The 11,926-nt window shown below is 69.9% G+C and carries 11 protein-coding genes; 9 read left to right on the plus strand and 2 right to left on the minus strand.

The window, feature by feature from the left end; genetic code table 11:
- Positions 1-18: 18 nt before the first annotated feature.
- Positions 19-321 (minus strand): WhiB family transcriptional regulator, encoded by a 303-nt coding sequence (locus A4R43_RS34770; RefSeq protein ID WP_205215129.1) that lies wholly within the window; start codon positions 319-321, stop codon positions 19-21.
- A 260-nt stretch (positions 322-581) separates the two neighbouring features.
- Between A4R43_RS34770 and A4R43_RS34775 the strand changes: the two genes are divergently transcribed.
- The 5 genes from A4R43_RS34775 to A4R43_RS34795 all read left to right on the plus strand — a co-directional run bounded on the left by A4R43_RS34775 (position 582) and on the right by A4R43_RS34795 (position 5,563).
- On the plus strand, positions 582-1,604 hold the full coding sequence (locus A4R43_RS34775; RefSeq protein WP_113695959.1) for a MerR family transcriptional regulator: 1,023 nt from the start codon (positions 582-584) through the stop codon (positions 1,602-1,604).
- Positions 1,605-1,608: 4 nt separating this feature from the next.
- On the plus strand, positions 1,609-2,982 hold the full coding sequence (locus A4R43_RS44680; RefSeq protein WP_162788697.1) for a hypothetical protein: 1,374 nt from the start codon (positions 1,609-1,611) through the stop codon (positions 2,980-2,982).
- A gap of 162 nt (positions 2,983-3,144) precedes the next feature.
- Positions 3,145-3,741, plus strand: a complete 597-nt coding sequence (locus tag A4R43_RS34785; protein ID WP_003073605.1) for a response regulator transcription factor — start codon at positions 3,145-3,147, stop codon at positions 3,739-3,741.
- A 340-nt stretch (positions 3,742-4,081) separates the two neighbouring features.
- Positions 4,082-4,654 carry a sigma-70 family RNA polymerase sigma factor gene (locus tag A4R43_RS34790; protein ID WP_113695961.1) on the plus strand — a complete coding sequence of 191 codons (573 nt, stop codon included), beginning with the start codon at positions 4,082-4,084 and terminating at the stop codon, positions 4,652-4,654.
- Positions 4,655-5,563: an anti-sigma-D factor RsdA gene (locus A4R43_RS34795; RefSeq protein WP_113695962.1), complete on the plus strand. Its 909-nt coding sequence runs from the start codon at positions 4,655-4,657 to the stop codon at positions 5,561-5,563.
- Between the two features lie 53 nt (positions 5,564-5,616).
- Here the strand turns inward: A4R43_RS34795 and A4R43_RS34800 are convergent, their stop codons facing one another.
- Positions 5,617-6,012 carry a DUF5319 domain-containing protein gene (locus A4R43_RS34800; protein WP_162788698.1) on the minus strand — a complete coding sequence of 132 codons (396 nt, stop codon included), beginning with the start codon at positions 6,010-6,012 and terminating at the stop codon, positions 5,617-5,619.
- 104 nt (positions 6,013-6,116) lie between these two features.
- Between A4R43_RS34800 and guaB the strand changes: the two genes are divergently transcribed.
- The 4 genes from guaB (at position 6,117) to A4R43_RS43025 (ending at position 11,818) form a co-directional block, all read left to right on the plus strand.
- Positions 6,117-7,625, plus strand: a complete 1,509-nt coding sequence (gene guaB / locus A4R43_RS34805; protein ID WP_113695963.1) for an IMP dehydrogenase — start codon at positions 6,117-6,119, stop codon at positions 7,623-7,625.
- 92 nt (positions 7,626-7,717) lie between these two features.
- Entirely contained in the window at positions 7,718-8,854 is a 1,137-nt protein-coding gene (locus tag A4R43_RS34810) for a GuaB3 family IMP dehydrogenase-related protein (RefSeq protein WP_113698081.1), read from the plus strand.
- A gap of 73 nt (positions 8,855-8,927) precedes the next feature.
- On the plus strand, positions 8,928-10,631 hold the full coding sequence (locus A4R43_RS34815; protein WP_113695964.1) for a GMC family oxidoreductase: 1,704 nt from the start codon (positions 8,928-8,930) through the stop codon (positions 10,629-10,631).
- 173 nt (positions 10,632-10,804) lie between these two features.
- On the plus strand, positions 10,805-11,818 hold the full coding sequence (locus A4R43_RS43025; RefSeq protein WP_162788699.1) for a hypothetical protein: 1,014 nt from the start codon (positions 10,805-10,807) through the stop codon (positions 11,816-11,818).
- Positions 11,819-11,926 lie beyond the last annotated feature (108 nt).

Below are 11,926 nucleotides of genomic sequence, written 5' to 3' on the forward strand. Positions count from 1 at the left end.
GCCTTCACCGGAGCGGGTTCAGGAACCGGACAGGCTCAGCGAGCGCTTGCCCGCCTTGATGATGTTCTCGCGTTCGGATTCCGAAAGCCCGCCCCAGATGCCGTACGGCTCGTGCACGGCCAGCGCGTGCCGTCGGCACATCTCCAGCACCGGACAGGCCTGGCAGATAGCCTTCGCTTTGGCTTCTCGTCTGGCCCGCGCGGGGCCTCGTTCCCCGTCGGGGTGGAAGAAGGAGCCGCTGTCCATCCCCCGGCAAGACCCCTCGAGTTGCCAGTCCCACACATCGGCGTTGGGGCCAGGGAGCCTGCGCGTGTCTGCCATCGTGACCGCCTCCGCTATCCGGGATTTCGCCGCCGGATTCCGCAGTTCCTACAACGCTCGCTACTCCATTCGGTGCAACGGGCGTAACGTTAGAAGCGCGCCAATACTTGTTCAAGAGATCCGGCCCGATTCAGCCGTTAGGCATCCCCCGGATGTGTGAGAGGCCGCACAGCCCCGGCTTGCCACCCCTCTGACCGGCCTGGATATTGGGGCAAGTGGGATCAGAGGGCGACTCGGATCACGCAGCAGGCCACTTGGTGATGCCTGCTGCGGACGAGTCCGATCCCAGCGAACCGAGCCTTCCTGTCGCTTCCGTCGCGCGTCGCCTCGGCGTCGCGCCGGCCACGCTGCGGACGTGGGACCGGCGCTACGGGCTCGGGCCGAGCCACCACGTCGGCGGGCGTCACCGCCGTTACGGGCCGCGGGACATCGGCCGCCTCGAGCTGATGCAGCAGGCGCTGCTGCGGGGCACGTCCACCGCGGAGGCCGCCCGGTATGCGCTCGAACGCATGCCGAAGGCGCCGGAGATGTCCGCCGCCCTGCGCATCGACACCCCGGACGGCGAACTGCTCGTCCCGTCCCGGCCCGCCCGTCTCCCGCCACCGCCCTCAACGGAGCAATTGCTTGCGGAAGCAGGTGACCCCGGGCAGTCGCGGCTGGCGCGGCGGCTGAGCACGGCGGCCCTCGCGCTCGACTCGCGGGCGGTGGAGCGCACGCTGGCCGAGGCGATCGAGCGGTTCGGCGTGCTGTCGGCGTGGTCGGGGGTGCTGCAGCCGGTGCTCACCGCGCTTGCCGACCGGTGGCGGGGCAGCGGCAACTCGGCCGGGGCGGAGGTCGAGTACCTGCTCGCCGACGCCGTGCTCGCCGCGTTGATCCGCGCCACACCCGTGCTCGACGAACCGCGCAACGTCCGTCCGGTGCTGCTCTCGTCCGTGCCGGAGGAGCGGGACGGGCTGGCGCTGTACGCGCTGGCGGCCGAACTGGCGTGCCGGGGCGTCGGCACCCAGCTGTTCGCCACGCCGCTGCCCGCCGAGGTGCTGGCGGTCGCCGTCCGCCGGGCCGCGCCCGCGGCCGTGGTGCTGTGGGCGCGCCGGTCGGGCGCGGCGCACCCGCGGTTGTTCTCGCGGGTCATGCGGGGGCGTCAGCGGAGCAGGCTGTTCGCCTGCGGGCCCGGCTGGGACGCCGCGGGGCTCCCGGCGAAGGTCGAACTGCTCGACGACCTGGCCGCCGCGGTCGACCGCGTGGAGTACGTGCTGCTCGGTCCGCTCGGTCCGCGAGACTGACCGGGTGGAAGAACTGCTGCGTCAGGCCGCTTTCGGCGACGACCCCGGTGCCGCGCGGCTTCTGCGGGGAAAAGCAGGTTCGGGGTCCGGGCGGGTGCGGTTGCTGGCCGGGATCGTGGCTGGCGCCGAGGGGCGATACGCGGCGGCGGCGACGCTGTTCCAGCAGCTCATGCGGGGTGCGGACCGGGTGGTGGCGGCCCACGCGGCGGCCGCTTTCGCCGCGCACCGGCGCCAACTGGGCGGCCATGCGGCGGCGCTAGCTTACGACGGTCTGGCGGTGGCATGGGCCACTGCCGCGCTGGGAAAGCGTGATGAACGCGATCCGGACGGCCTGGATGCGGAGGGCGCCCTGGCCGACGGCCTGCTCGGCCTGGCCGCCGACAACCTCGGCCTGGGGCGGCTGAAGGTCGCTCGACTTCTGCGGGCAAAAGCAGGATTGGTGGGGAAACACCAGGTCAGCGACGGGCACGCGGACGGCGGGAGCAGTCCGGCCGCCGACGGACAGGGGGAGGGTCCCGACGGCGGCGGAGAGGTCGGCGAGGGGACCGGGGCGGTCGGCAACGGGCGCGGGAAGGTCCGCGACGAGCGTGGCGAGGCCGGCGACGGGCACGGGAGGGGCCGCGGCGGCAGCGGGGAGGTCAGCGAGGGGGCCGGGGCGGTTGATGCTGGGGCCGGGGAGGTCGGCGACGGGCACGGGATGGCCTGCGGCGGCGGAGAGGTCGGCGAGAGGGCTGGGGCGGTGGGCGCCAGGGCCGGGAAGGTCGGCGGCGAGGGTGGCGAAGCGGGGCGGGGGATCGGCGAAGCGGGCGGGGAGGGTGCCGACGGGATCGGGGCGGCGCGCGGCGGCAGTGGAGAGGTTGCCGACGGGAAAGGGTGGGGCGGCGAATCGGGCGGGCAGGGCAGCGGCGGGAGCGGCGAAGCGGGTGGGCAGGCGGCCGCCGGTCCAGGCGCCAATCCGGTTGCTGGGTGGCGGGCTCAGGTCCGGGCGGGCTGGGTCGGCGCCGAGATCGAGCTGGCTGCCGGTGACGCCGCTGCCGCAGTGGCGCCAGCTGCAAGAGCGGCCCGGCTGGCGCGCGAGCGCGGAGCCCTGCGGCATTCGATCAAGTCGGATCTGGTGCTCGGGACGGCCCTCGCCGCCGTGGGGGATTCCGCTGGGCGGGAGAGGGCACTCGATCTGGTCCGAAACGCCCGGTTGGCGGCCGACAAATATGAACTTCGCTCACTTACCTGGCCCGCGGCCCTCATTTTCGCGGATTTGGTTCCCGCTAATGCCGATCTGCATCGATCCAGAGCGGATACAGTGTTGCACGCAGTGTTACTACGCGCAGACCCTGGGGGGAGGCGGCTTGCACGGGAATCACCCTGGGTACCGGTGTAGCCCCGGAGTAGGCGACAGGGGCTCTGATGGCTCGACCGCGCACACCCATACCGACATCCGGGCTAGAGGATTTCAAAAAAAGCCACCGGATCGTGTCAAGGTGGGGCCTAAAGCGTCCGATAGGGGATATGGAATGTCACCCGGCTGCAGGAAGGAAACCCCGTGACGACGGTCTTGATCTGCGACGACCGACGCAGTGTCCGCGAAGGGCTTACTCGCGTGATGTCTGCTGTTCCAGGGGTCAGTCGCATCGACTGCGTAGCGCACGGTGACGAGTTGCTGGCCAGGTACTCCCGGCAGCCGGTGGACGTCGTGCTCGTCGGTACCCAGCGCGCGGTGCCGACCGGGGTGGAGGCCACCCGACGGCTCGTCTCCGCGAACCCCCAGGCGAACGTCATCGTGTTCGGCGCACCCGACGACGCGGGCAGCATCGCCGCCGCGATCGCCGGTGGTGCCCGCGGCTACCTCCGCTGGGACGCGTCCCGGCCGGAGCTCGTCGCCGCACTGGCCCACACCCTCGCCAGCACCTCGGTGCCCGCGCCCCGGCAGCCTTCGGACCCCGGCGTCCAGCTGACCGAGCGTGAGCTGCAGGTCCTGCGCGGGATGAGCCAAGGCAAGAGCAACGGGCAGATCGGCCGCGAGCTGTACCTGTCCGAGGACACCGTGAAGACCCACGCCCGCCGGCTGTTCCGCAAGCTCGGCGTGCGCGACCGCGCGCAGGCCGTCGCCCACGGCTTCCGCCGCGGCCTGGTGTCCTGACCAACCCGTGCTCCGCCAGCTCTGAACAGCGCATACGCTCGACCTCCCCACCCCACCGGGTCACCTGCTGTCCGGCCTCCTCTTCCACTGAGCGGAGGATGCCGGACATTTTGTGCTCAGCCGTAACATCACCCCGTCCTCACTCGTTGTAAGTTGTTGAAAATTGAAGGACCGAGGGGATGGGAACCCGGCCGCGCCACGCGAGGCGCGCCGAGGACGACCGTGAGCAAGCGCCAGCGGTGCCGGACGGTACGGTGGGTGTCACCGGCGTGAGGGATGACGTATGCCGCACGCCGGGCTCTTTGCACGCCTAGACGTAACACCGGGACTGTTGTCTGCGATGGCCAATGTGGGGGATGGACTGGACGAGCCAGTCGCCGCCGCTGTCGAGGGAGACCCCCAGGCAGTCGAGCGGCTGCTGGCCGCTATCCGTCCCCTTGTGGTGCGGTACTGCCGCGCCAGGGTCGGTAGGCAGGAACGTTCGTTCGCTTCCGCGGACGATGTCGCGCAGGAGGTGTGTCTCGCGGTGCTCACGGCATTGCCCTCGTACCGTGATCAAGGGCGCCCCTTCCTGGCGTTCGTTTACGGAATCGCCCAGCACAAGGTGGCCGACGCGCACCGCGCGGCCGCCCGCAACCGCGCCGAGCCGGTGGCCGAGGTCCCGGACGAGGTGGAGGGCGGCGTCGGCCCCGAGCAGCGCGCCCTGCAGGGCGAGCTGAACGAGCGCATGGCGCAACTGCTGCAGGTCCTGCCCGACAAGCAACGTGAGATCGTCGTCCTGCGCGTGGTCGTGGGACTGTCCGCCGAGGAGACCGCCGAAGCGGTGGGCTCCACGCCGGGCGCGGTCCGCGTGGCCCAGCACCGCGCGCTCGCGCGGCTGCGCAAGGTACTGGCCGCTGAGGAGGTGGTCTGAGTGACCGAACGCGAAGGTCAGCGTGAGTCCGGCGATGGGCCCGGCACCGTGCCCGACCTGTCCGCCGTGCAGGCGGACGACGCGTTGCTCGACGCACTGGGCGGGTCAGACCCCCAGGTCGCGGACGCACTCGGAGACCAGGAACTGAACGCGCTGCTGCTGTCGTGGCGGCGTGACATCGACAGCCAGCCCATTCCCGAGCTGATCGACACCGACGCCGCGGTGGTCACCGTGAAGACCGCCGCGCTGGCCCACAAGCACGGCAACCGCGGGCGCAAGCGCCGCCTGCTGGTCCCGGTGGCCGCGGCCGCGGCGGTGCTCGCGATCGCCTTCACCGGCACCGGGCTCGCCGCGCGCGACGCCCAGCCCGGCGACACGCTGTGGGGCCTGACCAAGGTGCTCTACGCCGATCACGCCCGCTCGATCGAGGCCGCCGCGCACGTGCGCAGCGAGCTGAACGCGGCGGACATCGCGATCAGCGAGGGCAGGCTGGACGACGCCCGCAAGGCGCTCGACGACGCGCAGGCCGCGCTGCGGCAGGTGTCCGTCGAGGACAACCTCGACCAGCTGATGGCCCAGCACCGCCAGCTCAGCGCGCGGCTGGAGAACCCGAAGCCGGACACGCCGAGCAAGCCGGGCACCACCGAGCCGGGCACCACGCAGACGGGCACCTCGCCCACCGGCACCCCGCCGGTGGTGGACAGCCCGCTGCCGCCGACGCACGTCGACCCGACGACGCTGCCGCCGGACAACACGGCGCCGACCAGCAACCCGCCGGAGCCGTCGAGCCCGCCGCCGTCGTCGACCACCCCGATCAGCTCGGGTGGTGGCTCGGAGCCGAACACCGGCGGTGGCCAGCAGGGCAACGCCGTCGAGGGCAACGCGCCCGCCGAAGCAGGCGTTCCGTAACGAAGGCAACAAAAAGGCCCCCGGCACGTGCCGGGGGCCTTTTTGTTGCTTGCTCAGTAGGCGCTTTCGGTGGTCGTGACCCCGTCGGCGAACCCGCGGCAGTAGTCCCAGCTCACGTAGTCGGCCGGGTTCGGGTCGAACGCCGGCTCGTGCGGGCGCATGCGCCCGTCGTTGAGCAGCTGTTCGAGGCTGGCCCGGAGCAACTGCCAGTCGTGGTAGTGAGGCTGGTCGCATTCGCCGCAGTCCACGACGATGCCCCGCACGCCCCGTGGGGCGAGCAGGGCCTGGTACACGGCCAGATCGGACAGGTCGGCGAGCAGCTCGGTGCGCTCGTCGGCGGTGATCGGCTCGGTCACGTCGTCGTCCAGCCCGGCGACCTCCCTGGCGGGGTCGTCCGGGTCGTCGGCGAACGGGTCTGGGGGCAACACGTCGTGCGGCACGCGCTGCACGGTACCGGGCGGGCCCCGGGGCGCGTCCAGATACCATCGGTTACAAGCGCGCCGAGTCGCTTCCACCCACCCCTCACCCGCGCCAGGAAGGCCAACAGCCAGCCATGACCAGCGAGCACTCCGCCACCTTCCCGACCAAGTTCGCCATGCTCGGGCTGACCTTCGACGACGTGTTGCTGCTGCCGGCGGAATCGGACGTGGTGCCCAGTTCGGTGGACACCACGACGCGGCTCTCCCGCAACGTCAGCCTGCGCATCCCGCTGGTCTCCGCCGCGATGGACACGGTGACCGAGGCCAGGATGGCCATCGCGATGGCCCGCCAGGGCGGCATGGGCGTGCTCCAGCGCAACCTGCCGATCGAGGAGCAGGCCACCGCGGTGGAGGTGGTCAAGCGCTCCGAGGCAGGCATGGTGACCGATCCGGTGACCTGCTCCCCGGAGGACACCCTGTCCGAGGTGGACTCGCTGTGCGCCCGCTACCGGATCTCCGGGGTGCCGGTGACCGACGCGGCGGGCACGCTGGTGGGCATCATCACCAACCGCGACATGCGCTTCGAGGTGGACCACAGCCGCCCGGTCAGCGAGGTGATGACGCGCACGCCGCTGGTCACCGCGCAGGTGGGCGTGACCGCGGACGCGGCGCTCGGGCTGCTGCGCCGCCACAAGATCGAGAAGCTGCCGATCGTGGACGGCGCCGGCAAGCTGCGCGGGCTGATCACGGTCAAGGACTTCGTCAAGACCGAGCAGTTCCCGATGGCCACCAAGGACCCCGACGGCAGGCTGATCGTCGGCGCGGCGGTCGGCGTCGGCGCCGACGGGCACCAGCGCGCGATGGCGCTGGCCGACGCGGGCGTGGACGTGCTGATGGTGGACACCGCGCACGGGCACTCGCGGGCCGTGGTGGACACGGTGTCCCTGCTGAAGAAGGAACTCGGCGACACCGTCGACGTGGTCGGCGGCAACGTGGCCACCCGTGCCGGTGCGCAGGCGCTGGTCGAAGCGGGCGCGGACGGGGTGAAGGTCGGCGTCGGCCCCGGCTCCATCTGCACCACGCGCGTGGTCGCCGGGGTCGGTGTGCCGCAGATCTCGGCGATCTACGAAGCCGACCAGGCCTGCCGCCCGGCCGGGGTGCCGGTGATCGGCGACGGCGGCATCCAGTACTCCGGCGACATCGTCAAGGCGCTGGCCACCGGGGCGTCCACGGTCATGCTGGGCAGCCTGCTGGCCGGCACCGCCGAGGCGCCGGGCGACCTGATCCTGGTCAACGGCAAGCAGTTCAAGACCTACCGCGGCATGGGCTCGCTGGGCGCGATGCAGTCGCGCGGTGAGGCGAAGTCGTACTCCAAGGACCGCTACGCGCAGGACGACGTGCTCTCCGAGGACAAGCTGGTGCCCGAGGGCATCGAGGGCCGGATCCCGTTCCGCGGCCCGCTGTCCACTGTGGTCCACCAGCTCGTCGGCGGGCTGCGCTCGGGCATGGGGTACGCGGGTGCGCGCACGGTCGCCGAGCTGCAGGAGGCCCAGCTGGTGCGGATCACCGCGGCCGGGCTGAAGGAGAGCCACCCGCACGACATCACGATGACCGTCGAGGCGCCGAACTACACCACGCGCTAGGAGCACGCGGAACTGGCGTACCCCCGCGAGCCGCCGCCGGGGCGGCTAGACACAATGTGCGCTGGAACATCGTGTTCGAGAAGGGACGTCACGTGCGGGATCTGGTCGAGATCGGGATGGGCCGTACCGCTCGGCGGGCGTACGACCTCGACGACATCGAGATCGTGCCCTCGCGGCGCACCCGGTCGTCGAAGGTGGTCTCCACTGCCTGGAAGATCGACGCCTACCAGTTCGACCTGCCGCTGGTGACGCACCCGACGGACGCGATCGTCTCGCCGGGCACCGCGGTGGCGGTCGGTGAGCTGGGCGGGCTCGGCGTGCTCAACGCCGAGGGGCTGTGGGCGCGCCAGCCGGACGTCGAAGAGGCGATGTTCCGGATCGTGCGCGCGGCCGAGGAGGGCGACGGCGACCCGACCGCGCTCACCCGCGTGCTCCAGGAGCTGCACTCGGCGCCGATCCGGATCGACCTGATCTCCGAGGCGATCCGCACGGTCCGCGAGGCGGGTGTGACGGTGGCGGTGCGGGTGAGCCCGCAGCACGCCGCCGAGCTGACGCCCGACCTGCTCGCCGCCGGCGTGGAGATCCTGGTGGTGCAGGGCACGATCGTCTCCGCCGAGCACGTGGTGCGCGACGGCGACCCGCTGAACCTCAAGCAGTTCATCTCCGACCTCGACGTGCCGGTGATCGCCGGCGGGGTCGGCGACTACCGGACCGCGATGCACCTGATGCGCACCGGCGCGGCGGGCGTGATCGTCGGGCACGGCGCCAGCCCCGGCGTGACCAGCACCGACCGCGTGCTCGGCATCGGCGCGCCGATGGCGACCGCGATCATCGACGCGGCGGCGGCGCGGCGCGACTACCTCGACGAGACCGGCGGCCGGTACGTGCACGTGCTCGCCGACGGCGGCATCAACGTCTCCGGTGACATCGCCAAGGCGATCGCCTGCGGCGCGGACGCGGTCATGCTCGGCGCGCCGCTGGCGGCCGCCACCGAGGCGCCCGGTCAGGGGCTCTACTGGACGGCCGCGGCCGCGCACCCGTCCCTGCCGCGTTCGCGCGTGGCGGCGGGCCCGGACTACGCCGTGGACCTGAAGACCCTGCTGTTCGGGCCGTCTTCGGACGCCGAGGGCGTGGTCAACCTGTTCGGCGCGCTGCGGCGGGCGATGGCCAAGACCGGTTACTCCGACCTGAAGGAGTTCCAGAAGGTCGGCCTGACCATCCGCGGCTGAGCCGCCGCCGAGCTCTAACCCGCCAGTAACTTACTGGTAGTCAGGAAGCCGCCCGCGGGTTATGGTTTTACCTGTGACTGCTCGTAACACCACCACGGACTACGACGTCGTAGTGGTCGGCTCCGGGTTCGGCGGCAGCGTCGCCGCGCTCCGGCTGACCGAAAAGGGTTACCGGGTCGCGGTGATCGAAGCGGGCCGCCGCTTCGCCGACGACGAATTCGCGAAGACCTCATGGGACGTGCGGCGCTACCTGTGGGCGCCGCAGCTCGGGTGCTTCGGGATCCAGCGGATCCACCTGCTCAAGGACGTGATGGTGCTGGCGGGCGCCGGGGTCGGCGGTGGGTCGCTGGTCTACGCGAACACGCTGTACCGGCCGCTCAAGCCGTTCTACACCGACCAGCAGTGGGCGCACATCACCGACTGGGAGGCCGAACTCGGCCCGCACTACGACCAGGCGAGCCGGATGCTGGGCGTGGTGACGAACCCGACGGTCACGCCGTCCGACGAGGTGATGCAGAAGGTCGCCGCGGACCTGGGCGTCGCGGATTCGTACCACCCGACGCCGGTCGGGGTGTACTTCGGCGAGCCCGGCAAGCGGGTCGCCGACCCGTACTTCGGCGGGGCGGGCCCGGCGCGGACCGGCTGCACGGAATGCGGTTCGTGCATGACCGGCTGCCGGGTGGGCGCGAAGAACACGCTGGTCAAGAACTACCTGTACCTGGCGGAGCGGGCCGGGGCGAAGGTGATCCCGCTGACCACGGTGACCGCGCTGCGCGAGCGGGCCGACGGTTCGTTCGAGGTGGACCTGCGCAAGACCGGGAAGACCTCGGCGCGGTTCCAGACCACGGTGACCGCGGGCCAGGTGGTGCTCGCCGCCGGGACCTGGGGCACGCAGAACCTGCTGCACCGGATGAAGGACACCGGCGCGCTGCCGCGGCTGTCGCCCAGGCTGGGCGAGCTGACCAGGACGAACTCCGAGGCGATCATCGGCTCCGGGCGGCCGACGGTGGACCCGGCGCGCGACTTCACCCGCGGGGTGGCGATCACGTCGTCGATCCACCCGGACGAGACCACGCACATCGAGCCGGTGCGCTACGGCAAGGGCAGCAATGCGATGAGCCTGCTGCAGACGATCGCCACCGACGGTGCTTCGCCGGTGCCGCGCTGGCGGCAGGCGGTGCGGTTCCTGGTTCGCCACCCGATCCAGTCGGCGAAGCTGCTCAACGGGTACCGGTGGAGCGAGCGCACGGTGATCCTGCTGGTGATGCAGAGCCTGGACAACTCGATCACCACCTACACCAGGCGCGGGCTGTTCGGCCGGCGCAAGTACACCTCGAAGCAGGGGCACGGCGAGCCGAACCCGTCGTTCATCCCGGCTGGGCACGAGGCCAACCTGCGCACCGCCGAGCACATCGACGGCATCGCGGGCGGGACCTGGGGCGAGGTGTTCGACATCCCGCTGACCGCGCACTTCATCGGCGGCGCACCGATCGGCACGGACGCCGCGTCCGGCGTGATCGACCCGTACCACCGGGTGTTCGGCCACCCCGGTCTGTCCATTGTGGATGGATCGGCGATCACCGCGAACCTCGGCGTGAACCCGTCGCTGACGATCACCGCGCAGGCGGAGCGCGCCATGTCGTTCTGGCCGAACAAGGGCGAGGCGGACCCGCGGCCCGCCCAGTCGGCCGGGTACCGGCGGCTGGCGCCGGTCGCGCCGAAGCATCCGGCGGTCCCGGTGGAGGCACCGGGCGCGCTGCGGCTGCCGTTGGCCTGAGCGGAGTCCTCGCTCACCCTTCGTTCGGGGGCCGGGGCGCGCCCGAAATGCGCCCTCATGTCCGAATCCGCTTTGCGGGCAGAAGCAGGCACTGTGGGAGGCAGGCGGCGTGGTCGGGAGGCCATGGGGCGGGCCGGTGTGGAATCCCGGCAACGTCGTGACATCCTTCTTCTATGGCTGAGGTCACGTTCCTGGGGCAAGCGGAGCCGGTTGACGAGTATGGGAGAGCGCTGTACGCCGTTAGTCGATCAGTCCTGCGCGCGCTGCTCGACCAACTTGGTAAGGATGATCTCGAAGACCTCAACTGCGATAGGAGCGAGGTTACTCTTCGTCAGCTGGCTAAGGTCGCACGGCTCCATCGTGACAAGGGGATGCGTGGCGATGGCTTCGAATGGGCAGTACATGAAGCCATTGTTGGTGGAGAATGGCGCGTGACCGAGCGTATTTCGGAAGTTCTGCGACGGGTGAGTCCTAAATCATTTAAATCGATTGAAACACCCACTTCGTTAATGTTTGGACATGAGAGGTCGCGATATCTGGGCTTCGCGGACGCTGTCGTAGATAATGCCAGTGGTGACGCTGTTCTTCTGCCTGACGGTCAAGGGCATCCGTTCACCTTTGGGGCGTGGGTTCCTATTGCGGCTGAAGGAATGGTAGCCGAGCCGCGGTTGCGTGATCGAATTAAGAAAGTTTGGAAAACTGATATATTCCTGAGTGATGGAAATAAGCAACGGTTTGCTGGAGCGACGATCAAGAGCAATTGGCATCAGCTTGAGGATGGCAAAGGTCTGCGAATCGGCATTGTTCCCGAGGCGACTGACCTGAGCCCGCTCCAGCGCCGTTTCAATACCCTTCATCTGGCGGTACTTCCCGACCCTGACGGATTTATGGGCCTATTCAATGATGGCTACGAAGCTGTCGCTGGGGCGATCTTGACTGTTGGTCGGCACGACAAGGCGCCTTACTATCTCAAGCCGAGTGCGAAAGCGCAGCGAATACAGCGTCAATTGGAGAAGTATCCCACGGTGGCGGTCGTCGAGTTGGAGCATGCCCTCAATGAGGCGGCGCAACAAGGATTGATTGAAGTGCGTCGTAAGCTTCTTTCAGTCGAGGCGCCTGATTGGTTGCACATCAATGAAACCCGCGCGCCCATTATTGCCCCGAAGCCCAAATTTGATAAATTATAAGAATTTCCTCCCGTCTGCGCTGATCTGATCGTGTGGGTGGCGCATGACTGGCGGCTGGCCTGGAGTAGAGCGAAGTTGGTGCCAAATGCGAGGTGCTGACAAAATGAT

Origin of the sequence: Amycolatopsis albispora (assembly GCF_003312875.1) — a bacterium.
Taxonomy (GTDB): Bacteria; Actinomycetota; Actinomycetes; order Mycobacteriales; family Pseudonocardiaceae; genus Amycolatopsis; species Amycolatopsis albispora.